The sequence below is a fragment of the Sorangium sp. So ce836 genome, assembly GCF_028553905.1.
In the GTDB taxonomy this organism is placed as follows: Bacteria; Myxococcota_A; Polyangia; order Polyangiales; family Polyangiaceae; genus Sorangium; species Sorangium cellulosum_D.
This window is the reverse complement of sequence record NZ_CP102233.1, coordinates 14,455,778-14,477,255: the sequence shown is the minus strand read 5'-3', so window position 1 is coordinate 14,477,255 and position 21,478 is coordinate 14,455,778. Positions and strand designations below refer to the sequence as shown.

General features: G+C 66.8%; 17 protein-coding genes and 3 pseudogenes. 9 read left to right on the top strand and 11 right to left on the bottom strand.

Annotated elements, in window-relative coordinates; genetic code table 11:
• The first annotated feature begins 545 nt into the window (after nucleotides 1-545).
• The 3 genes from NQZ70_RS52890 to NQZ70_RS52880 are packed head-to-tail and all read left to right on the top strand — an operon-like array spanning nucleotide 546 to nucleotide 3,554.
• Complete coding sequence (locus NQZ70_RS52890; protein WP_129581017.1) at nucleotides 546-1,724, top strand: ArsA family ATPase; 1,179 nt, start codon at nucleotides 546-548, stop codon at nucleotides 1,722-1,724.
• 12 nt (nucleotides 1,725-1,736) lie between these two features.
• Complete coding sequence (locus NQZ70_RS52885; protein ID WP_129581016.1) at nucleotides 1,737-2,900, top strand: ornithine cyclodeaminase family protein; 1,164 nt, start codon at nucleotides 1,737-1,739, stop codon at nucleotides 2,898-2,900.
• Between the two features lie 3 nt (nucleotides 2,901-2,903).
• Nucleotides 2,904-3,554, top strand: coding sequence for a hypothetical protein (locus NQZ70_RS52880; RefSeq protein ID WP_129581015.1), 651 nt, complete (start codon nucleotides 2,904-2,906; stop codon nucleotides 3,552-3,554).
• 24 nt (nucleotides 3,555-3,578) lie between these two features.
• Here NQZ70_RS52880 and NQZ70_RS52875 read toward each other — a convergent pair whose 3' ends face one another.
• Together NQZ70_RS52875 and NQZ70_RS52870 are read right to left on the bottom strand one after the other, a co-directional pair.
• Nucleotides 3,579-4,913 carry a condensation domain-containing protein gene (locus NQZ70_RS52875; protein ID WP_165374611.1) on the bottom strand — a complete coding sequence of 445 codons (1,335 nt, stop codon included), beginning with the start codon at nucleotides 4,911-4,913 and terminating at the stop codon, nucleotides 3,579-3,581.
• Nucleotides 4,914-5,015: 102 nt separating this feature from the next.
• Nucleotides 5,016-6,308, bottom strand: a complete 1,293-nt coding sequence (locus tag NQZ70_RS52870; protein ID WP_165374610.1) for a condensation domain-containing protein — start codon at nucleotides 6,306-6,308, stop codon at nucleotides 5,016-5,018.
• A 70-nt stretch (nucleotides 6,309-6,378) separates the two neighbouring features.
• On the opposite strand from NQZ70_RS52870, the gene NQZ70_RS52865 reads away from it, so the two are divergent.
• From NQZ70_RS52865 to NQZ70_RS52845, 5 genes are read left to right on the top strand one after another with little or no spacing between them, the layout of a single operon-like run.
• The gene (locus NQZ70_RS52865) at nucleotides 6,379-6,606 is read left to right on the top strand and encodes an MbtH family NRPS accessory protein (protein ID WP_129581012.1); all 228 of its coding nucleotides are present in this window, start codon (nucleotides 6,379-6,381) and stop codon (nucleotides 6,604-6,606) included.
• Nucleotides 6,603-7,760 (top strand): amidohydrolase family protein, encoded by a 1,158-nt coding sequence (locus NQZ70_RS52860; RefSeq protein WP_129581011.1) that lies wholly within the window; start codon nucleotides 6,603-6,605, stop codon nucleotides 7,758-7,760. The genes NQZ70_RS52865 and NQZ70_RS52860 overlap by 4 nt, the downstream gene beginning before the upstream one ends.
• Before the next feature lie 15 nt (nucleotides 7,761-7,775).
• Nucleotides 7,776-9,023, top strand: coding sequence for a 3-hydroxyacyl-CoA dehydrogenase family protein (locus NQZ70_RS52855; RefSeq protein ID WP_129581010.1), 1,248 nt, complete (start codon nucleotides 7,776-7,778; stop codon nucleotides 9,021-9,023).
• Entirely contained in the window at nucleotides 9,020-10,054 is a 1,035-nt protein-coding gene (locus NQZ70_RS52850; protein WP_165374609.1) for a 3-oxoacyl-ACP synthase III family protein, read from the top strand. The genes NQZ70_RS52855 and NQZ70_RS52850 overlap by 4 nt, the downstream gene beginning before the upstream one ends.
• A 12-nt stretch (nucleotides 10,055-10,066) precedes the next feature.
• A complete protein-coding gene (locus NQZ70_RS52845) occupies nucleotides 10,067-10,516 on the top strand; it encodes a MaoC/PaaZ C-terminal domain-containing protein (RefSeq protein ID WP_129581008.1) in 450 nt (149 codons plus the stop codon).
• Between the two features lie 299 nt (nucleotides 10,517-10,815).
• Here the strand turns inward: NQZ70_RS52845 and NQZ70_RS52840 are convergent.
• The 6 genes and pseudogenes from NQZ70_RS52840 to NQZ70_RS53690 form a co-directional block, all read right to left on the bottom strand.
• Nucleotides 10,816-11,028, bottom strand: a pseudogene (locus NQZ70_RS52840) (IS3 family transposase); the annotation flags it as partial.
• Nucleotides 11,029-11,176: 148 nt separating this feature from the next.
• A complete protein-coding gene (locus NQZ70_RS52835) occupies nucleotides 11,177-11,872 on the bottom strand; it encodes an ATP-binding protein (RefSeq protein ID WP_237244875.1) in 696 nt (231 codons plus the stop codon).
• Nucleotides 11,873-11,960: 88 nt separating this feature from the next.
• Nucleotides 11,961-14,003 carry an IS66 family transposase gene (tnpC, locus tag NQZ70_RS52830; protein ID WP_165373741.1) on the bottom strand — a complete coding sequence of 681 codons (2,043 nt, stop codon included), beginning with the start codon at nucleotides 14,001-14,003 and terminating at the stop codon, nucleotides 11,961-11,963.
• A gap of 255 nt (nucleotides 14,004-14,258) precedes the next feature.
• Nucleotides 14,259-14,603 carry an IS66 family insertion sequence element accessory protein TnpB gene (tnpB, locus tag NQZ70_RS52825; protein WP_165373740.1) on the bottom strand — a complete coding sequence of 115 codons (345 nt, stop codon included), beginning with the start codon at nucleotides 14,601-14,603 and terminating at the stop codon, nucleotides 14,259-14,261.
• Nucleotides 14,600-15,013, bottom strand: a complete 414-nt coding sequence (locus tag NQZ70_RS52820; RefSeq protein ID WP_129572567.1) for a helix-turn-helix domain-containing protein — start codon at nucleotides 15,011-15,013, stop codon at nucleotides 14,600-14,602. The genes tnpB and NQZ70_RS52820 overlap by 4 nt, the downstream gene beginning before the upstream one ends.
• Before the next feature lie 283 nt (nucleotides 15,014-15,296).
• Nucleotides 15,297-15,449: pseudogene (locus tag NQZ70_RS53690) on the bottom strand (IS3 family transposase); the annotation flags it as partial.
• 125 nt (nucleotides 15,450-15,574) lie between these two features.
• Here NQZ70_RS53690 and NQZ70_RS52815 point away from each other — a divergent pair.
• Nucleotides 15,575-16,243, top strand: a pseudogene (locus tag NQZ70_RS52815) (tyrosine-type recombinase/integrase); the annotation flags it as partial.
• A gap of 514 nt (nucleotides 16,244-16,757) precedes the next feature.
• Here NQZ70_RS52815 and NQZ70_RS52810 read toward each other — a convergent pair.
• The 3 genes from NQZ70_RS52810 to NQZ70_RS52800 all read right to left on the bottom strand — a co-directional run bounded on the left by NQZ70_RS52810 (nucleotide 16,758) and on the right by NQZ70_RS52800 (nucleotide 21,417).
• Nucleotides 16,758-17,600 carry a hypothetical protein gene (locus NQZ70_RS52810; RefSeq protein ID WP_129581005.1) on the bottom strand — a complete coding sequence of 281 codons (843 nt, stop codon included), beginning with the start codon at nucleotides 17,598-17,600 and terminating at the stop codon, nucleotides 16,758-16,760.
• A 64-nt stretch (nucleotides 17,601-17,664) separates the two neighbouring features.
• Nucleotides 17,665-19,500, bottom strand: coding sequence for a VWA domain-containing protein (locus tag NQZ70_RS52805; RefSeq protein WP_272827412.1), 1,836 nt, complete (start codon nucleotides 19,498-19,500; stop codon nucleotides 17,665-17,667).
• Between the two features lie 231 nt (nucleotides 19,501-19,731).
• Nucleotides 19,732-21,417: a serine/threonine-protein kinase gene (locus NQZ70_RS52800; protein WP_129581004.1), complete on the bottom strand. Its 1,686-nt coding sequence runs from the start codon at nucleotides 21,415-21,417 to the stop codon at nucleotides 19,732-19,734.
• Between the last annotated feature and the right edge of the window lie 61 nt (nucleotides 21,418-21,478).

Here is a 21,478-nt window from a genome sequence, read left to right as displayed (position 1 = left end):
CGACGTCATCTCGCCGCCCCTCCCCACGCCTCCGTCGCACCGCTGCGCTGACGCACAATGCGTGAGCGCATGCTTCCCCAGAACCGCGGCGACGATACTCGATGTGCTCGGCCAGTGGCAAGTACGAAAGTGTTGCCTCGTCGGCACGTGAGCGCTCGAGATCTGATCGAGCGAGCAGGTAAGCGGCCCGGCCGTGATCGGCGATGATGCGATGCCGCCCTTCGCAAATCTCCGAAATCTTTGTCTCGTGCGCCCCTAGGACCATACGGTCGACCGACTTGAGCACGCGACGGCGCGCGATATTGGGTGGATGCATCAGCAACAACGTTACCGTATTAATAGAATAAACATCGGACGCACACGAGCCGCGACAGTGAAGATCCGACGAAGACGGAATCGCTCTGTGCCCGCTCGGTCGCGCTGGTTTCGGTGGGTCCGCCGTCGAAGACACTTGACATTTCGATGCCGGACCTCGACCGTGTGTACCGACGAACTCGATGGGCTCGAAACGAATGTAACGGTGGGCCGAATCGGCAGGAGCTCGAATGACACGCGTGCTACTATTCTCGGGTAAAGGTGGCGTAGGAAAGACAACCGTCTCTGCAGCCACGGCGCTAGCCTCCGCGCGGCGAGGATATCGAACACTGGTGCTGTCGTTCGACATCGCCCATAGCCTATCGGACTGCTTCGACCTTGATCGGCGGCTCCTTGATTTTAATAGAGGCCTACCCCATCGAATCACCGACAATCTCGACATGCAAGAGGTCGAGGTGCACGATGAGCTGCGCCGCCACTGGAGCGATGTCTACGATTACATGTCGGTGTTGCTCACCTCCACCGGCCTGACCGACGTGGTTGCGGAGGAGGTGGCGATCTTTCCTGGGACCGAGGAGGTCGTCTCGCTCATGTACCTCAACAGGTATGTGAAGGATGGCATGTACGATGTTATCATTGTCGATTGCCCGCCGACAGGAGAGTCGCTGCGCTTCGTCAATATAACGAGCACGCTGGAGTGGTACATCCGCAAGCGCTTCAACATTGATCGTACGATCGTGAAGTTCGCTCGACCGATCGCCGCCCGCGTGAGCAGCCAACACCTCCCCGACGACGGCTATTTTCAGAGTTTGCAACGCCTCTTCGAGAGAATCAACGGCATCGAACGGGTGCTCACCGATTCGCATACGACGACCGTTCGTCTTGTCGCTAGCGCCGAGAAGATGGTCATTCGAGAGACCCAGCGGGCGTACCTCTATTTCAGCATATATGGAATGACAACTGATCAGATCGTCATGAATCGTCTCCTTCCGTCCGACGGCTATTTCTCTCGCTGGCACGAGATGCAATCCAGCTACGTCGATGGAGCGCGTGAATACTTTAGTCCAGTGCCCGTGTCCACGTTACCGCTGTTCCAGGATGAGATGGTTGGAGTGGCCCGGCTTGAAAAGTTCGCCGAATCTCTCTATGGCGACGTCGACCCGACGGTTCGCCAAGTGCAGTCGCCAACCTACCGCTTCCTGAAGGAGGGCGGCCAGTACACACTCCGCATACACGTACCGGGAGCCGAAAAGACGGACATCGCCCTCGATCGCGCCGAGGACGATTTGATCATTCGCGTGGGAAGCTTCAAGCGGCACGTCCCGCTGCCTCGCGCCGTGGCTCGGCTACAAACCGCGGAGGCGTTCCTTGACAACGGCGAGCTGACGGTGCAGTTCGCAGAGCGGTAATTCGGGGGGGCCATGCGAGAGCTCAAAAAGAGATACGCCGCGGTCGGCGACGCCGGCCTCAGCACGATTGTCCTAGGAGAGGCGGACCTTGCGCAGATCGTTCGGACAATAGGCCTAGATGCGCTGATGGATGAGCTTATCGACGCGCTCGAAGGGTCGCTCCGCGAGCACGATCCCATGCACGTCGAGGTCCGCAAGCGCGACGGGTTCGTCTATGCCGAGCCGCACCCCGGCGTCTTCGAATGGATGCCCGTCATGGAGTCGGGCGACCACGTCGTCGTGAAACTCGTCGGCTATAATCCGAGCAACGTCGATGAGCGGTGCCTCCCCACCATTCTGTCCACCATGGGCCTATACGACGTCCGGAGCGGTCACCTGCGCGCGCTCTGCGACGGCACCTTTCCTACGGCGCTCCGCACCGGCGCCGCCTCGGCTGTCGCTAGCCGGGTGCTCGCGCGGAGCGACAGTGCGGTGCTCGGGCTCGTGGGCTGTGGAGCGCAGAGCGTCACACAGCTCCACGCATTATCTCGAGTGTTCCACCTTCGAAGGGTGCTCATATACGACGTGCTGCCGAGTTCCGTGCGCTCGTTCCGGCGACGCACCGCTTTCCTAGACATCGACATCGTGCCCGCGTCGCTCGCACAGGTTGAGCGCGAAGTCGACATACTGTGCACGGCGACTTCGGTGGAAATCGGCGCGGGTCCCGTCATCTGTGGCACTTCGCTCAAACCTCATGTCCACCTCAACGCCGTCGGCTCCGATCTCCCGGGTAAGATCGAGCTTCCGCGCCAATTGCTCCAACGTGCGCTTGTATGCCCAGATTTCTTGCCGCAAGCTGTTGTTGAGGGCGAATGCCAGCAGCTACAAGCCGGTGAGATCGGGCCGTCACTAGTGGAGCTGGTGAAGGCGCCTGAGCGGTTCCGCGCCTATCGTGACGAGGTTACCGTGTTCGACTCGACTGGCTTCGCGCTCGAGGACAAGGTCGCCTTCGAGCTCATCCTGCAACACGCCGAGCGCCTCGGCATCGGCCGACGTATCCAGGTGGAGACGACGTCGACCGATCCGCGCGATCCTTATGGTTTTATTTATGCCGACGACCTTCTATTGCGAGCGCCTGACACGATCCGCAGAGCGTCAGACGGCGAATGCGATCACGGCCCAGGACCGGTAGGTTGACTCATGTACACAGCCATCATCGACTCGATAGCGAATCCGTCTCCGACCCGCGAGACCCCACTCGAACGAGCGATAATTACGAAAACATGGCGCGTTCTCGGGCTCCAAGGATTCATTTTCGCAGCCTACCTCGACTACTTTTGCGATCTATTCGGCATTCCGAAAGGCCGCACGCATTGGAGAATATACGACTATTTTCGTGAGCGCTGCGAAGATCCGGAGGTCGCCGGTCGCTTCCGAGGTCTCGAGCACCTGCCCGAGGGAACGTTCGGCCGCGAACTCTGGAAGCACTGCCGCGCCAAGGGGGTGCCGCTCCCTGGCGAGCCGCGGGGGCTGCCGCTGAACGGAGCGGTCCATGACATGATTCACCTCCTCTCTGGATATGACATCACATCATGGGAGGAGATGCTCGCTACCGCATTTAGCCTCGGCTTCATGTTCACCCGTAAAGCGCGCAATTATGCGCCGAGACGTCATCTCACCGTCTTGCCGGTGCGGATCCTAGCGAGCCTCGTCCCGATCCGTCGCGTGCAGCGGGCGATAAGGCGCGGAGAGGCGATGACCGTCGATCTCTTCGGAGACTGGGATCCGTGGGAGGTGATGGAGATGCCGCTCGAAGAGATTAAGAGAAATTATAACATCACCCCCGAATGAGTCGGCTGTGTGGACCGGAGCATGTCAACCGTCTCTTGTGAGTAGAGCGATCACCCGGAGAGCGATCCGGTCTGCGGTGTCTGAGGTCATCGTCGGCGTGACGTACATGAACGTCACGCCGAGCCGCTCGTCGATAGTCGCTGCGCCAGCCGCCATGTCGATGCCCCGCACCGTCGCGCCCATGCTGAGACCGCGGATCGCAGAGGCTCTTCCTTGAACCAGGAAGGCAGGTCGGCCCAGGTTGCTCACGAGGATGATGCCCCCGATCGCGGCGCGGGAGAGGCGTTCCATCCATGCGCTCTGCGCGAGATCGACCGCACAATCGAGGCTACGGGATGCGGCAGTCTGGATCAGCAGGCTGCGGCGTTGCCGCGCAGGAGTAAGCGTGGCATTGAGCTCGTGCGCCAGATCGATGGCGCTCGCACCGGGGTGCGTTCGCACCGCTGTGGTTACCCCGAAAGCATAGCAACCAAACTCATCGGCTACCGGCTCGCGCAAATACGGCCGCGCATTGACCGCGAGTGTACAGCTAATTGTGGTGCGCTCCGGCCTTGCGCGCGCCTCGGTGAGCGCGAGAGCGAGTGCTGCGCCGAGCACCGTCTGAATTGGGGTCCCGTGCTGTCGGCATCGAGCGAGGAGCGCACGGGTCCGCTCCGGCTCGACTACGTGCCGCAGAAGGTGCGTACGGAACGGTCGAGGGTGATCGGGCGCGATGGCCTCCATGTGTTTAGGCCCTCGCCCGGACGATGGTGGGAAACGCCGCGCCACCCAATCGAGCAACGGCGACGCGCGGTGAAGCCCGGAGGCGACGTGACCGACGGCGGCTCCGAGCGCATCGGTCCCGCGGGTCGCCCCGGCGATCAAGGTCTCCACAGGGGGCCGGAACGGCAGAGGCGGAAGGGGCGCGTTCGTGTCCGATGCGCTCAACACCACCTCATTCAGCAACATGAAGCCAGACAGCCCATCTGCGAGCGCGTGGTGGTACGCGCAAACGAGCTCCGACGCCGCATCTCCGAGCACGAGCGTGAACCGGACGAGCGGGCCCCGCTTCGCGTCGAATGGAAGGTTCATCTCTTCCTCAACGCACACGCGCCACGTGTCGTCGTTGTCGCGTCGGATGATACGAAGCGGGACGTCTACGGCGTCTACGCTCGTGAACCAGGGCTCCGGCCGGTCGACGATCCGCATCTGAAGGAGCGGGTGGCGCGCCTGCACGCGCTTCAGCGCGGCGCGCACGGCGCCCGCATCCAGCCGTCCGACAAGGTGAGCGGTAGGAACAGCGTTGAACGGCTGGAGACGCGAGAGGCGATAAAAGGCGCGTTCCGACCCACCAAGCGGACGTTCGAGCAAGTTTTGCAAGGGACCCTTCCTCTGGATGCCGATGGGCCGAGGGCGACCCTCGCCATTGTATCGTCGTCGTATGACAGCCGGCACTCCGGTGTGACGGAACTGCACCGGACCTCACCGTGCCAACGAGGCGATGAGGTGGCGCACACACCGCGCGGTCCGTTCGGCGTCTACCGGCGATGTTTCTATCGGAATATACATGAAGTTCATGTGAAGGATTCCAGCCAGCGTCGTCGCCATCAGTGCCACGTCATAGTCGAGCACGGTCGCCCCGAAGCTGAGCCCCTGGAGGTTGAAATCTCCGTAGCGCGTCGGCATGCCCAGCCTGCCGAGATTACTCACCGCGATATGACCGTCGATGCCCAGCTTGACGAGCCCAGCAACCGATGGCTGCCGCGTCAGCTCGATCGTGTGCTCCGCAACACCGATGAGCGCCCGGTAGCTACGCAGGCGTTGCGGCGTGCGCGCGGCGAGGAGCTTGCGTCGGACCTCGCGTGCCAGCTCCCAGAACGAGCCGCCCGCCTCGACGCGGAGCACGTCGGTCGTCCCCATCGCGTAAAGGCCGAAGTCGTCTGTCACATCGGGCTCGAGATACCCCCGCATGTCGAGCGCCGAGGTACACACGAGCCGACGAGCCGCGCCGCGTACCTCCACGAACGCGCACGCGAGCGCCGCGCAGAGCGCCGCGTGCACCGAGACGCGCTCGTCGCGACACCGCGCAACAAGCGCGGAGGTATGCTCAGCCGAGATTGTTTGGTGAACGAAGCGGGTCAAGCACGACGCCGCTGCGTCGTGACTGGCTGCGGGCACTGCCGAAAGGCGATCCGAGAATTGGTCGAGGTAGCTCGACACGCGACGGGCGCGAGCGGCGACCTCGGAGATGACCTTGTCGACAACGGCTTGGCCGCGATTAAGAGGGCCGATCATCTCATCGAACGACGGGCGGCAGGGCAGAGGAGGGAGCGGCTGGCCAGACAGCGCCCGGAGGAGATCGCGGACGGCGATACACCCCGACATCGCGTCACCGAGCCCGTGGTCGTGCGTGAAGATCAGCTCGAACGATTTCTCGCGGCGAACCAGCGCCGCGCGCGCCAGCGGGCCACGCGCGGCGTCGAATGGTCGGTTGAGCTCCGAGTCGAAGCATGCCTTCCATCTATCCAGATTGTCCCCTCCATCGACGACTTCGAGATGCATCTTGGGGACGTCATCGAACAACATGCGCGGCCGAGGCGCCTCGACGAGGCGGGCGCCGAGTACAGGGTGCCTGCGCTGCACTTGCTCCAGCGCGACACGCATCGACTCCGTGCTCACGTGGCCGATCACCGCCGCGACGGTAACAACGTTGAGCGCCTGTGCGATGCGGAGTTTCGTGAAGATTCGCTCCTCCGTCCCGAGCCAACGTTCCATCGATCCCTCCTTGTACGGCGTGTAAGTATACCACATTTGCGATTCTATCGCAAGCAGACGGAGACATACAATGAGCGGTGACAATTTCCAATTCAGTACGATTTACCATATAGTCGTAAATCACGAACAACAATACTCCATCTGGCCCATCGACCGACCCGTTCCAGCGGGCTGGTCCTGCACGGGTCCGCGAGGAGCGAAAGACGAATGCCTAGCATGTATCGAGCAAGTATGGATCGATATGCGGCCCCTGAGCCTGCGTGACCTGGGTCGCTGCGTAGCGAGGAATCGGTCGTGATTACGCGCAACTGCCGGTTCGGGCCCGACGTCTTCGTCGTCGATGCCGACAGCCACGTTAACGAGCCCCATGATCTATGGGAACGCTATCTCGAGAAGCGGTACCGTGACCGCGCGATCCGAATCCGGCCCGGCAAAGACGGCGTGGATCGGATGGAGATCGACGGCCGGCCCTCCCGGTTCATCGATGGGCATTTCCTCGGCCGTGGCCGCAGCATGGGACTGTCTTTCGAGGAGCGCGCCGAGCGTGGTTGCTCCCCGTATCAGGAAACCATTCCATATGGCGGTTGCGACGCCGAGCAGCGGATCGCGCTACTCGATCGTGATGGTGTCGATGCGACAATACTATATCCAACCGTGGCGTTGAACTGGGAGGCGGAGGTGACCGACCTCGAGCTCGCTGATGCCTACTGTCGCGCCTACAATCGATGGATCGTCGACTTCTGCTCCGGATCAAGCGGACGCCTCGTTCCGGTCGCGCACATATCCCTAGGCGACGGTCGTGCAGCCGCGCGCGAACTGGAGCGCGCCGTCGAGTCCGGTGCCCGTGGTGCGTTCGTCGCGCCGTTCACCATCACAAACAAGGCGCACGCCCACCCGGACTACGACGTATTTTGGGCGGTCGCACAGGATCTTGGCGTTCCAATCGCGATCCATCCGGTCGCCGAGCCGCCCGCTCGGCGCGTCTATCAGCGCTTCGATGATATGAAGAGGTGGGCTGAGTGGTGGTTCGACCTACTGGGCTGCCAGGGACCTCAGCAGGCGTTCCTAGCGCTGTTCCAATATGGACTTTTCGACCGCTTTCCGAAGGTCAAGGTGGTCATCGTCGAGTCCGGCGCGGGATGGATTGGTTATCTACTTGATCGGATGGACTCGGTCTTCGCCACAGCTCTTGGGCGGAACGTACGCCTAATCGAGAATCCTAGTTACTATTTTTATAGGCAATGTTGGATCTCGGCCGACCCCGATGAGAAGTCGGTCTCGCACATCGTTGAGCATGTCGGCGCGTGCAAGTTCTTTTGGGCCAGCGACTATCCGCATGACGACCATCCGATCGGGTATATGGACTCGATCGTCAGACTCGTCGCCCCGCTATCCGAAGGCGCTCGGCAGGGGCTGCTCGGGGCGAACGCGGCCCACGTCTATGGGCTCTGAACAGGAGAGGTGACCATGGAGGAAGCGCCTATGCCGCTACATGAGGAGCGCGTTCGGAAAATCGACAGCCAGCCGAGCGATAGAATCGATTTGGCAATCGTGGGGGTGGGTACCCTCGGTGCGACGGTCGCGCAGCTCGCGCTGAGCACCGGCCTCAAGGTACTCATGGTTGTGAGACCCGGCGATGAAAAGAAGATCCTCGCGTCAGAAATGCTCGATGAGTGGCTGCGCCGGGAGGTGTTCTGCGGGCGCATGTCGTCGGAGGCGGCTGTGCGCGCTCGCTCTCTCGCTCGGATCACGTCGTCGTTTGAGGCACTCCACGATTGCGATGTCGTGCTCGAATCGGTCGCCGAGGACCTTCTGTATAAGCGCGCCATCCTGGCGAACATTGAGGCGTCGGTGCGACCCGACTGCCTAATCGCGAGCACCACTTCATCTCTCCCTGCCGCTTGGATCGCGGCCGAGACGGCACACCCCGAGCGGGTCGCGGTCGCTCACTACGTATGGCCGGCGCACCGGATACCGCTGGTCGAGGTGGCGTTCTCGACACAAACTGCGCAAGCCCACAAGGATCGTCTTCATGAACTGCTGCGCCGTCAAGGCAAGATGTGGGTCGAGGTGAAGGACAAACCAGGTTTTCTCACCACACGCGTCCTATTCGGATATTGGAGCGAGACCCTAGAACTCGTCCGAGAGGGTGTCTCACCGACAGACATCGATCGCGCCATGGAGGAATTCGGGTGGCCCATGGGACCGTGTCGCGTGATGGATGGCGCCGGTCTAGAGACCATTCTTCGCGTCCAGAAATGCGTCGCCCCGTTTCTCGGTGGGAGGATCGATGGCCTAGCGCGCATCGGCACGCTCGTCGCCGCCGGCCATGTTGGTGGCCGGTCGCGTTCCGGATTCTACGTACATGATGCGGATGGCACACGCCCGAACGATGCCGTGATCGAACTCTCGAATATCCGACTCTCGGAGGCACCTACGGACATCGTCGATCGTCTGATGGGTGCGATGCTGAACGAGGCAGCTCATTGCATTGCGGAAGGGATCGTCGCTTCATGGGAAGAGGCATCGTTCGCGGTCGACTACGCCTTCCGCTTTCCAGCGCGTCGCGGGGGGATGCTCGGCTATCTGAGGTCGGTCCGGCCGACGGAGGTCGTCGCTCGGCTGGAGTTCCTCTGCGCGAAGCACGGCCCCCGCTTCCGACCGAGCGCGGCTTTCGCCGAGGCTGCTCGCACCACCACGGAGGTGATCTCGTGAGCAAGGTCATCATCGGCACGGGCAGCGACCTACCCACGCGCATCATTACCAACGAGCAAATCGAGGCATCGTCCATGGACTACGATCGAGCCCGCGCTGGCGCGTCGCTCCACGAATGGACGATGGCTCGTACCGGCGTCGCTTTACGTCACCGCGTCGGTCCCGGCGAAGGCACGTCGGACATGGCAACGCGCGCCGCGCGCCGCGCCCTTGATGATGCCGGAATCGGCTCCGAGGAGATCGACATTATAGTGCTCTCGACGTTCACGTCGGACTATCGGCTCCCACAGAGTGTCAGCATTGTTCAGAGGAATCTCGGTTGTGAGGCGAAGTGCTTTCAGCTAGAAGCGGCGTGCGCGGGCTTCATTGACGCGATTATCACCGCGAGCGCGCTCCTCGACGCACTCCATGTGCGCACCGCACTGGTAGTCTCTAGTGAGGCCATGTCTGCTGTCGTGGACTCCGAGCGATTCATGTGTCAGACAATCTTCGGTGATGGCGCCGGCGCAGTAGTCCTCCGCGATATCCCCGGCTCGCGATACGGTCTGAAAGCGTACGTCAGTCACACGCGCGGTCGGGATTGCGAGTGGACACGCGCGCCAGGCGGCGGTACAAAGGCCCCGATCACAGAGCGAGTTCTGGCCGAGCGGTCCCAGTACCTTGAGATCGAGTATCGGAACGTCTACCGCTTCGCCGTAGACCACATGGTGGAGTCGACTCACGAGGTGCTTCGCCGGGCGGGCGTGGCACTGTCCGACGTTGACTGGATTGTCCCTCACCAGGCCGGTCGCAACGTGCTTGTTGAGATGGCCACCCGGCTCGATCTACCGCTCGAGCGGTTCTGCATTTGCCTCGATCACACAGGAAATACATCGAGCGCGTCGATTCCGATCGCACTCGATGAGGCCTGCCGCGCCAGCACCTTCTGTGACGGAGCGCGCGTTGTGATTCCGGCAGTGGGCGCGGGGATGGCATGGGGTGCGTTGTACCTGATTTGGGCTGACCATGCGTCGCTGGGCGCACGTACATGAAGGAGGCGGAGAGTGTTCGATCGATGGTATGACGAGCTGAGGATCGGCGATCGGAGGTCTTTCCGCGGCGTGACGATCACCGAAGCGCACATTGTCGGGTTCGCGGGCGTCACCGGAGATCACTATCCGCTGCACGTCGACGCCGAGTACGCGAGGGCGACCCGTTATGGGCAGCGCATCGCGCACGGTTTCTTGGTTATTTCTTGCTCTGCGGGACTGTTCCCCATGGAAGATCAACGAATCGTTGCCTTCTACGGAATGGATGCGGTTCGCTTCTGCGCTCCGACGTTCATCGGTGATACGATCCACCCCGATATGGAGGTCGTCGCCAAACGCGACAAGGATCCTGGTGGTGTGGTGTCGGTGCGAAACGAGATCATAAACCAGCGAGGTGAGCTGGTTTGTACATCGATCCTCCACATCCTCGCGGCGCGCAGACCGACGCCTATGACGTCGCGGTAATGATTTGGCGCATTCCTGTTGAATCAGTCAGCTCTGAATATTTTCTCAGCGTCGCGGGTCGTAAAATTCCAGCTATTTCCGACGAACCCAGTCCTCAGTTGCGTTCCACTGCCGGACGTGGCCGCGATGATCGACGGTCGGGTCGGGAACTGGCGCGGTGGCTGTCGATCGGGGAGTCGGTGTATCCGGCGGCTTTCGCATGGTGCCGGCGCTTCAATCCGTCATTGGCTCCGTCTCCGGCGTCCGCCACCTAGAACCGGACGGGCGGCGGGTGTTAAGATAGTTGTCCTTTGATTCGGTCAGGTCCTAATGGCTGCTTGTGCCTCGTGCGTGTGGGGGTTGAGGGTCACAGGACCGACCGGAGTCCAGTTACGGGTCTGGCCGGTCCAGCGCAACGGCGTCTTGCGGCGGGCCCGCTGGTAGAGGGCGTGGCGGGCGGCGAGCAGCGCGCCGTCGCGACCGCGGTGGCGGTCGTCGGGCGTGACGAAGCGGATGCTGCTGTGCAGGTGCTGTAGATGATCGTGGCAACCCGAGGGAATTCGGTGAAGTTCACCGGTGAAATCCGCACCCGATGCCGGTGAAGAGCACGCTGGATGCCGGTGAAGTTCACCGGTGAAGTCCGCGCCCGATGCCGGTGAAGTTCACCGGTGAAGAGGCCGCTCAGTGCTTCTTGCTGCGCCGCTGCTTGGTGCGGGTGGCGCTCAGCTCCTTGGCTTCCTTGAGCCGGTAGCTCTCGGCCTCGATCTCGATCACCTCGGCGCGGTGGACGAGCCGGTCGACGAGCGTGACGACGCACGCGGCGTGCGGGAAGACCTGGCCCCAGTCGGCGAATGCCTTGTTCGTGCTGAGCAGCAGCGGCTTCTGCGCGTCGTAGCGACGGGTGACGACCTCGAAGAGCAGGTCGGCGTAGCGGCTGTCGTAGGAGAGTAGCCGCTCCGCAGAGCGCGTTCTGAAGCGAGCTTGTGGAAGGCGGCCCCGTGCGTAGAGTCGCGGTGCGATGACGGAGCGACGGAGCGGGGACGCAGGCGTCGAAGTCCCGAGCCTGATGACGGCGGTGCTGAAGCTGTCCGCGCCGCATGTCGCGTGGCAAGGCCGCGAGGACGTCCCCGCCCGCGCGAAGGGGCGCCCGCGTCGCGCGGCCGGCCAGGAAGAGCGCGCGGGAGCAGCCGAGCCCGCAGGCGTGGGGCGCCGCAAGAGCGCCGCCCAGCCGTCCGCGGAGCAGGAGGGCGGACGGCGGCCGACCCGAGGCGCGGACAAGCAGCGCCAAAGCGAAGCGACCCGGAGGCGCCCCGCCACGACGAGCTCGACGGCGGCCGGGCGAAGCGACGACAGCACCGGCTCGACGAGCCGACGCACCTCGGCGCGGAAAGGACGCGCGCCGGCCTCGACCGCTCCGGACGCGACGAGCGCTGTGGGCGCGGCGGCTGCGGGCGACGCGGCGCGATCAGCGGTCGCGGAAGGCGAGCCGCGAGCCGGTGATCCGAGCCAGGTCCAGGTACTTGAGCCGCCCTTCGGCGATGAGGCGTTGTCGCGTCGCGACCCAGTTCTTGGGACTCAGGTCGAGGATGCGACTGAGCGGATAGCTCGGAGCCACGGTCAGGATCTCCTGCAAGTAGAGCTCGGGGTCGAACCCGTGCATCTGGCAAGTCGCGATGAGCGACGTGATGGCACAAGACCGGACAGCGTGCTCGTCGCTGCCGTGGAAGAGCCAGTTGCGCCGTCCCTTGACGACGCGGCGCAGAGCCCTCTCGGAGGCATTGTTGTGGATGGGGATCTCCCCGTTGGAGAGGAACTCGCAGAGCGCCTCCCTCTGGTTGTGCAGATAGACCAGCCCTTCGCGCAACGGCGAATGCTCGGGGACGACCTGCCGCTGCGCCTCGACCCAGGCGAAGAGCTTCTCAATCAGCGGTGCGGACTTGCGCTGCCGGATCTCGAGGCGCTCGTCCGGGCTGCACAGGGCGCATTCCTGCTCGACGCGGAAGAGCGCCTGGAGGGTCTGGAGCGCGAACGCCGCCTCCTTGCCCGCCCCGGCCTTGAACGCCTTGAAGAAGCGCCTTCGTGCATGGCTCCAGCAGCCGGCCTCACGCGCCTTGCCCGGCCCGAACAGCACGTTGTGGTTGGCCGAGGCGTCGGCGACGAGCGTCCCCTGGTAGCCGCCGAAGAGCTTCGCGACGGTGGGCCCGTCGTACGTCGGTGTATAGCGGAACAGCACCCCATCGCCCGGCGCGACCAGGACGAAGACATGCCCATAGCGGTGCTTGTCCTTGGCCCGGATGGCGGTGCCCGTCGCATCCATGGCGAACCACGACCTCGAGAGCGCGTCGCTCCAGATAGCATCGGCGATGCGCATCGCGATGCCACCACAATCGTACTGCCAGCGGGTCATGTTGCCGCGGCCGATGCGGAAGCCGTGGCGATCCGACTCCACCTCTTGCCGGTAGTAGGGCGTGTGGTAGTCGAGCTTGTGGACGAACAGGTGGGCCAAGAGGCTCGGATCGGCAAGGCACCTGTCGATCGGGCGCTCCGGCAGCGACGCGATCTTCACCGGTCCGCTGTCCTCCGCAGCGTCCGACTCGGGCGTGTAGCGTACAAGGACGCCGTCGACGAAGGGGCTTTGCTTGAAGGACGTGTCCGCGGGGATCCCCAGGAGCTCGTGCTCCCGCACGACGAGCGGCTCGCCGCGCTCGTGATTCAAGGCCGGCCCGGCGGCTGGCGAAGGAGCCGGCGCCTCTTCAGCTGCGCTGCTCGCCGCCGGTGCCTCCGCCTTGGCCACGTACTTGAGGCGACGCGTGACGAGCTCGAGGAGGCCGCCACGCCGGTAGCCGATGCTCGAGCTGTCTTCGGCGCCCACACGCTCGAAGCGCTCGAGGCCTTTGAGCAGCACCTCCTGCGGCAGCGACTCGATGATCACCCTCGGAATGACACCGATGCGGCGGCGCCCGTGCTCGTGGCGCTTGACTGGCTTGCCACCTCCGGGATCGGAGCCGGAGGAGGATTCTGCCGTCCCCGCGTGCTCCGGTGGGCTCGCGGAGCCCGGCGGCGGGCCGCTGGCCTCGCCCGGGTCCACTTCGGGCGCGGCGTCGACGCTCTCGGCCTGCGACGAAGTCGGAGCCGGACAGGCATCTGGCTCTCCGGCCAGCGAAAGCCGCAGCTGGTCAGGCGAGACCTGCTCGGAGACGTGGCGCCGGAATCCGATCTCCAGGGTCCGAATCGTCTCCTGCAGCTGTTGATTGTACGCCTTGAGCGACGCGACGGTGCGAGCGAGCTCTTGGGCCTGCTGCTCCGCCGTCGAGAGCTCGGCCAGCCTCGCCTCGAGCTCCTGCACCCGCCGGAGCAGCGCGTCGACCACCGACGCGGGGCCGGCGGGGCTCCCCTGTCCTTGTCCCCTGGCCTGGAGATAGCCGAGCACGAGCGCCGCGCCGTCAAGGCGCTCTGCCTCCGTCGACTGCGGCAGCGCGGTCTCACCGGGGCGTGTCGTCGAGGTCAAGGCGCGCCATGGATGCCCCCTGCGCTTGCTCTTGACAAGTACCTTATGCAGCGAAATTCGCTGTTTTCGATGAGAATTTCTCGTCGAAGGCGGGAATGCAGGGCCGCCATGGTGCGCCATCGGCGGCGCGCTCTCGCGAGGTCTTCGGGCGCGATGCAGCGCGCGCCCTGCTCCATCTCCGCATCCGGCTGCGCCGGCCGCCATCGGGCCGCGCTGGCGCCGGCAGCGCGGTGAACGAGCGCCGGCGCAGACGCCTCAGTGGACCAGCCGGCGGCGGCTTGCCAGCTCTTCTACAGGCAGACCGGCGAGCAGCTGCGCGAAGTCCTGTGCTGACAGCTCGATACACCTGCCGTCGGCCTCGGTGAACGAAGGCAGAGCAAATGCACCCTTCGAGAGACGCTTATACAAGATCGTGTATCCATTGCGATCCCACCAAAGGGCTTTGAGCCGGTTACGCCTCCTGTTGAGGAACAAGAACAGCGCGCCGCTGGCCGGGTCCAGGCACAGCACTTGCCGGGTGATCGCGGCGAGCCGGTCGAACGCACCACGCAAGTCCACTGGACCGACCGCCAGATAGACGGCTATAGTCGCGGGGGTCACCGTCCCCTCCGCAACGCTTCGAGCGCTTCCACGAGCTCGCGCGCGCCTATCCCACATACCTGCATCCGCGTCCCGTCGGCAAACGCGACGTTGAGCCGCAAAGGCGGCGCCTCGCGGCGCTCCGGGCGCACCACGACGGGTAGGAACGGAATCTGCTGAGCCGCCTTGGGGGCTCTTGGCGACGCACCCTCGTCTGCGCGCTCACCGTCAGCCACCCATCGGTCGGCAGTCATCTTGTGGACACCGAGCTCCGTGGCGATCTCGGTCGGTGTTGCCCCCGAGCGGGAGCGCGCCTTGGCGTAGGCCTCGGCTCGCTCCCGCAGCTCGCTCGGGAATTTCCCACGGCTCTTCTGCTCTCGATACCTCGACAGCTCTGCACGCAGCTGTACCAGCTCCCTGCTTCCTGGCATCGCTCGCTCCTCTTCGCTCGGCGAGGGCACGGCCCTCATCTGGCGTCGCGTAGCGTGCAACCGAATCTGGCCAGGGGAAAGACGCGGTCAGCGGAGCGGCTACCTTCAGGTAGGTGATGTCCCAGCACCACACCTGATTCGGCCTTCTGGCGACGAGCTCGCGAGGGCGATGAGCGGTTGCCGGTCGAGCCGGATTGCGGTGCGCCAGCAGCCCCTGCTCGCGCAGGATGCGGTAGAAGCTCGACTCCGAAGCCAGATACACGCCGCGGTCGGCCAGGCGTGGCACGATCTGCTTGGGCGAGAGGTTGCGGAACTCGGGGCTGTTGGCCGTCTCGACGATGTGCCGGCGCTCGGCCTCGGTCAGCTTGTGCACCGGGGCGTGCCGCGGTCCGGCGCGGCCGTCCTCGCCGCCGGCCTCAGCGCGCCAGCGGGCCACGGTGCGCGCGCTCAATCCGGGTTGTTTCGGGAAAGTTGGCCGAGCAGTACCCGGATCATGTGAAGTCGATTCGCCGCCCCCCTGTTCCTCTCGTGCGCCTCACGCTCGATCATGCGGACCGTGCGATGTCCCTGCTGCCAACGCATCTGGGTACTGGATCGCGTCGAAATATTGCGGGCTTCATTCACCGCATCCTGGCGCTGGCAGCATATCCGGCGCGCCTCATCGGCAGCAACCCCCTGCCGCGCGGCTGGGCCCCTAAGGCAGACGCCGACAAAGCAAAAGGATGCTTGTACCCTGACGAGGATCAGCGTCTCATGGAGAGCACGTCGGTCCCCTTATGCTTTCGGATCTATTACGGCTTCCTCATTCGCGAGGGAATGCGAGCCGAAGAGGCCGGACAGCTGGAATGGTCGGACGTCGATCTCGAACGCGGCGCAGTGGTTCTCGACGAGAACAAGACCGACGATCCCCGGGCTTGGGCGCTCTCACCCGACGTGGTACGCGCACTCCGGAAGTGGCGCGAGGTCTGCTCGGACAAGGTACGGGTCTTCGTGGGAAAATGGGGCAGCAACTCTTTGCCGGGGCAGAACGGGGCGGCACGCTTCAGAGACCACCTTCGACGCGCGGGAATTACTCGGCCTGAGCTGTTCGAGACCACGGATTCAAGGCTGAACATCCGCCTGCACGACACACGCGCAACCTTCATCACCATCAAGCTCGCGAACGGCCGCACGGAGACGTGGATCTCCGACCGAACCGGGCATAGGTCGAGCGGCCAGATCCACCACTACAAGCGCGCCGCGCGCAAGGTCGCGGAGCTCGGCTTGCGCGACTTTGCCCCCTTGGAGGAGGCGATCCCCGAGCTGAGGGACAAGGGAGGCTCGGCAGGCGCAGACGGCCCCGTGGGCGCGGCACCGGAAGCACGAGCGGTGAACGAAGCTGCCTCCGCGCTGCCCGGCCAGGCGCCGGCCGCCTGCGACGATGCCGAGCCCCTCGAGGCGGACCTTGAAGCGCCCGGAAGCGGCCGGTTGGGCCCGCGTTGGGCCACACCGGAAGCTAGCGCAGTCGAGCATCGGCCCGAACCGGTTGAAATCGTTAACCTTCATGCCGATCGCTCCGCGGCACCAGGGGAGTCCTGGAGGCACGTCCACCGCGAGGCGGGTGCCACCCATCTTTTGCTGGAGGCACGTCCACCGCGAGACGGGTGCCACCCATCTTTTGCTGGAACCACGTCCACCAGGAGACGGGTGCCCCCCATCTCCCGCGTGGACGCGCCAGCTCACCCGGATGCGCTCTCGGCGCGCCTCACGCCCGCCCGCGCCGCGCGCCCCCCACCTCGTCGACCGCCTCGAGCGCGCTCTCGATCTCGCGGACCATCTCGTCCGCCGCCTGCTGCTCCCGATCGGCGCGCGCCTCCAGCGCCGACGCGTCGAGGCGCATCTCCACCCGCCGCAGCGCCTCCGCGACCCGCTTGCCCTCGGCCGAGGCGGCGTCCACGCGCCGCCGCTTCAGCGCGCCCAGCGCGGCGTCCACGGCGGGCAGGAGCGGCGCGGCCACGACCGGATCGGCCGCCTTCAGCTTGGCCCGCGTGCGGTTCGCGAGCCCGATCAGCTGCCCGAGCGGCGAGCGCGCGCGCCGGCGCTGCACCGCCCACCCGATCGCGGCGAGCGCACCGACGCCGACAAGCACGGCCGCGCCCTGCACATAAGGAACGGCCGCGGGCGCGACGGGCGGAATCACGGCGTCCGGCACCTCGACGGTGATGCCTCCATGCAGGCAGCTGGTCAGCTCCTGCGCCGTCTGGAGCCGCGCGCGCGCGAGCGGCAGGAGCCGGAGCGGCAGGCACGGCGCCTCCACGCCCGCGAGCGCGCACGCGGGCGCCGGCTCGCCCGTCGCGATGGCGTGGACCTCGTGGGTCGCCGGGTCGCGGCTCGTCACGTGGAAGCCGCCCTGCGCGAAGTCGACAAGCCCGCCGCTGTCGACCGAGGCGCCGCCGGGCGCCCCCGCGGGCCAGGTCGTCGTCGCCGCGTCGACGACCGACGCGTCGGTCGAGCACACCAGCTTGCCGCGAAGGACGATCTCGCCGCCCGGCGGCACGTCGACGTGCTGCGCCGCGCGATCGCGCCGGAGAGGGAAGGTCTGGGTCATGTCCGCGCCTCGGGGGTGCCGGCGGCTCGCCGCGCTCGGGGCATCGTGGCCATGGTCATGCGCCTCAGCGGAGGTGCGACCGCGAGGCGGTCTCGAGGAGCATCGCGAGCACGAGCGGGTCGCCCAGGCCGTCCGCGGCGCCCGCGTGGCTGCGGAGGCGCGCGAGGCGATCCGCGTCCTTCAGGAACAGCGGCTCGCCGAGCGCGCCGGCCGCGGCGCGCAGGATGCCCTCCCGCTCGGTGAGCAACGCGACGGCGCGGGCGCGCTCGCCGAGCGCGATCCGCCGGGCGGCCTCGGCCAGCGTCTCGCCGGCGGCGAAGCCCTGGATCGTCCTGCCGACCGACGGATCGACGCTCGCGGCGCTGTCGGCGTCGCCGGTCGCGTACGCGACCTTGAGCGGCGCCTCGTCGACGACGTTCTTCTTGGTCACCCGGTCCTTGTACTTGAGCTCGATGGACGCGACGGTCCGCGCCTCCGCGCCGGCGGGCAGGCCGAGCTTGAGGAGCAGCGCGTGGCCGTCGTCGCGCGAGAACGCCGGGATGAAGAACCGCATCCCGCCCTCGGCGTCGTCCTCGCGGTCCCTCGCGATGCGATCGCGCCGCGCCGCCTGCGCGTCCGCCGCCACCTCGATCGCCCGCACGCGCGCCGCCTCGGCGTCGCTCAGCCGGCGCGACCCGTAGACCTGGAGCAGCTTCACGTCCGGCTTCAACCGCACCCGGAGCTCGACCGCCGTCGCCACCGGATCGAGCCGCTTGTCGAGCTCCGTCGCGAGCGCCGGGGCGATCTGATCCGGATCGCGCAGGTAGTAGTACCCGCCGGCCCCGTCGCTCGCGATGCCGCTCATCAGCGCGCCGTCGTAGTCGGCGCCGAGCCCGAACGTGCTCGTCTGGACGCCGGCCTGGAAGGCGTCGAGCGCGAGCCTCGAGAGCCGCTCCGAGCTCGTGATCCCGGCGTTCGCGCGCCCGTCGGAGAGCAGCAGCACGACCTTCACGGCGCCGTCGGGGATGCCCGGCTGGGCGGCCTGCGCGTAGCCGAGCTCCAGGCCGCGGCCGATGTTTGTGCCGCCGCCCTCGGTGATGCCCGCGATCGCGGCCTTGATCGCCGCCCGCCGGGCCCCGACGGGGCCGTCGGGGATCCTCACCGCGGCGTCGCTCGAGAAGGTGACCAGCGAGAAGTCGTCGTTCGCGTCGAGCTTGTCGACGAGCGCCTGCGCCGCGTCGCGCGCCCGCGCCATCGGCTCGCCGCTCATCGAGCCGCTCACGTCGAGCACGAGGTGCACCGACAGGTGCGGCCGCGCCGCGGGCGCCTGCGCCGTGGAGCGGAGCGCGACGCGCACGTGCACCGGGCCGCCGCCCGGCGGGACCTTCGCCCGCTCGAGGTCGGTGCGCAGGGCGAGGGTCACGCCCTTCGGGACGTCGATCGCGGGCGCGTACCGGGCGCCGACGTCGCTCACGAGCTCGCGCTCGCCGGCCGGGACGATGCCGCGCGCGACGGCCGACTCGAACGCCGCGAGGTGGCCGCCGCCGGGGCGGTACGTGGTGGCGAAGCGGCCGTTCGGGTCGAGGGCCGCCTCGGGGGCCGCGCCCTCGCTCGCCGCCGCGGCGGGGGGCGCGGCGGCGGGCGCCGGCAGGCCGCCGGCGCCGGCGAACCCCTTCCCGGCCTTCGCGCCGTCCCCGGGCGCGGCGGTCGCCAGCGGCGCCTGGCGCCTGGCCCCGGCCGCCGGCGCCCCGAGCATCACGTCCGTCGCCTCCCCCGGCGCCGATGCCGGAGACCCCCTCGAGGGCGCTGCGGACTCGGATACCTCCCTGTTGCTGCACGCGAGCCCTCCCGCCGAGAGCCAAAGCAGCAGCGCGCCGCCGAGGAGCGCGCGCCTTGCCCACACCATCCCGAGTTCGCCCATGCTCTTCTCCCTCCCCGCGGACCGAGCGGGTGCTCGGTAAGACGGGCCAGCGCCGCATCCGTTGTGTCACGCCGCTCCCGGCGACGCCGCCGACGAGCTCCGGGGTAGACAGCGCCGATCGACCGAGGTTCGCCCGATCGCGCAGGCGCCCGCCGCGGCGACGCATGCCGCCGTCGCGCCAGGGGCGCCGCAAGACCGGAGGCGCGCCGCTCGGCCGGACGAGGGCGATGGCTACTCGATGAAGCGCGGGGGCATGAGCGGGTCGTGCGCGATCGGGACGGCGGGCGCGGCGCTCGGCGCGGCGCCCGCAGCCCTGGAGTGCGCGGCGCTCGGCGCGCCGGAGGGCGCGGCGGCAGGGGACGAGCTCGCCGCCGCAGACCGGGGCCTCCTCTCCGGAGCGCGCTTCCGGGGCAGCGGCAGCTGCAGCTTCGAGGGGAGCGAGCCCGCCTCGGTGATGACGACCTCGCGCTCGATCTCGGAGCTGCCCTTGAAGACGCGCACCTTGCAGCTGCTCCCGAGCTCGCCCGTGAGCTCGACCGTGCCGTCCTTCACGGGCGCGGGCACCCCGTCGACCTCGACCGAGGCGTCCGCGGGGATGATCGCCAGCTCGACCCGGTGCTGGACGGGCGTCGGCAGGGCCGCCGGGGGCGCCGCGCGCTGGACGGCGGAGAGCGCCCTCGAGAGCTCGCGGGAGACGAGGTGCATGCCGGTCATCGCGGCGCCCGCCGGGGCGCCCGCGCGGTGCGTCACGCCCCAGCCGAGGCCCGCCACGAGCAGCGCGGCGATGGCCACGTGCGCCTTGCTCCGGGGGCGCTGCGGCGCCGGCGCCTCCTGGCTCACCCGCGGCGTCTCGTCCGCCTCGAGCGCGGGCACCGTCGCGCAGTCGGTCGACTGGTCCCGCCAGCGCTTCGCGGCGCTCCCCGCCGCCACGCCCGCGACGCTGCCCCGGCGGTGCACGCGCGGGCTCGCCCGGACCTCGAGCCTCGGCGCCACGATCTGGCGCTCCGACGGCGAGAGCGGGACCAGCATGCCCTCGTCGAGCGAGAGCGGGTCGTCCCCGAGGAGCGGCCGGATCGCGTCGAGCATCACCGAGGCGCACGGGTACCGGGCGACGGGCTGGTACTGGAGCGCGCCGTCGACGACCGCGGCGATCTCGGGCGCGACCCACGGCGCGAAGTCCTGGACCGGCGCCGGCAGGTCGGCGACCAGGGTGGCGATGAGATCGCCGAAGGCCTCGACGTCCTCGGTCGGCGTGCGCCCCGCGAGCGCGTGGTAAAGGACGATCCCGAGCGCCCAGATGTCGGTCCGATGATCGATGTCCTTGATGCCCCGCGCCTGCTCCGGGGACATGTAGCGGGGCGTCCCGAGCATGCTCCCGGACCGGGTGAGCCCCGTCGTGTCCCGGCGCGGCTCGTGGGCCGGCTTGATCTTGGCGATGCCGAAATCGAGCAGCTTCACGACGAGCCCGGCGCCCTCCTCGCGCTGGGCGAGGAACAGGTTGGCGGGCTTGATGTCGCGGTGGACGACGCCGGCGTCGTGCGCCGTCTGCAGGCCGACGCAGGCCTGCGCCACGATCCGGAGCGCGACCCGCGGGGGCAGCGGGCCGAGGCGCGAGAGGAGCTGCGCGAGATCTTCGCCGCGGAGCCGCTCCATCACCAGGAACGGCGAGCCCGTCTCGCGGTCCACGCCCGTGTCGAGCACGCGGACGATGTGCTCGGTCTGGATGGCGCTCGAGGCCCTCGCCTCGCGCTCGAACCGCTCCAGCGCGGATCGGCTGTGGACGATCTCGCCGTTCATGACCTTCACGGCCACGCGGCGCCCCTGCTCCGCGTCGTCGGCCTCGTAGACAGCCCCCATCCCTCCTCGGCCGAGGAGGCGGACCAGGGTGTACCGTCCGCTCAAGGTCTTGCCGTCCACAAGAAAGCTTTATTCTAGAAGATGTAGGCGGGGCCTCAATCGCGATGCTACCTCGGCCCGC

What these genes read in the sequence shown, in the direction of transcription:
- NQZ70_RS52890 (WP_129581017.1), top strand. Translation starts at nt 546, where the DNA reads ATGACACGCGTGCTACTATTCTCGGGTAAAGGTGGCGTAGGAAAGACA.
- NQZ70_RS52885 (WP_129581016.1), top strand. Translation starts at nt 1,737, where the DNA reads ATGCGAGAGCTCAAAAAGAGATACGCCGCGGTCGGCGACGCCGGCCTC.
- NQZ70_RS52880 (WP_129581015.1), top strand. Translation starts at nt 2,904, where the DNA reads ATGTACACAGCCATCATCGACTCGATAGCGAATCCGTCTCCGACCCGC.
- NQZ70_RS52870 (WP_165374610.1), bottom strand. Translation starts at nt 6,308, where the DNA reads ATGGAACGTTGGCTCGGGACGGAGGAGCGAATCTTCACGAAACTCCGC.
- NQZ70_RS52865 (WP_129581012.1), top strand. Translation starts at nt 6,379, where the DNA reads ATGAGCGGTGACAATTTCCAATTCAGTACGATTTACCATATAGTCGTA.
- NQZ70_RS52855 (WP_129581010.1), top strand. Translation starts at nt 7,776, where the DNA reads ATGGAGGAAGCGCCTATGCCGCTACATGAGGAGCGCGTTCGGAAAATC.
- NQZ70_RS52820 (WP_129572567.1), bottom strand. Translation starts at nt 15,013, where the DNA reads ATGCCAGGAAGCAGGGAGCTGGTACAGCTGCGTGCAGAGCTGTCGAGG.
- NQZ70_RS52810 (WP_129581005.1), bottom strand. Translation starts at nt 17,600, where the DNA reads ATGACCCAGACCTTCCCTCTCCGGCGCGATCGCGCGGCGCAGCACGTC.
- NQZ70_RS52805 (WP_272827412.1), bottom strand. Translation starts at nt 19,500, where the DNA reads ATGGGCGAACTCGGGATGGTGTGGGCAAGGCGCGCGCTCCTCGGCGGC.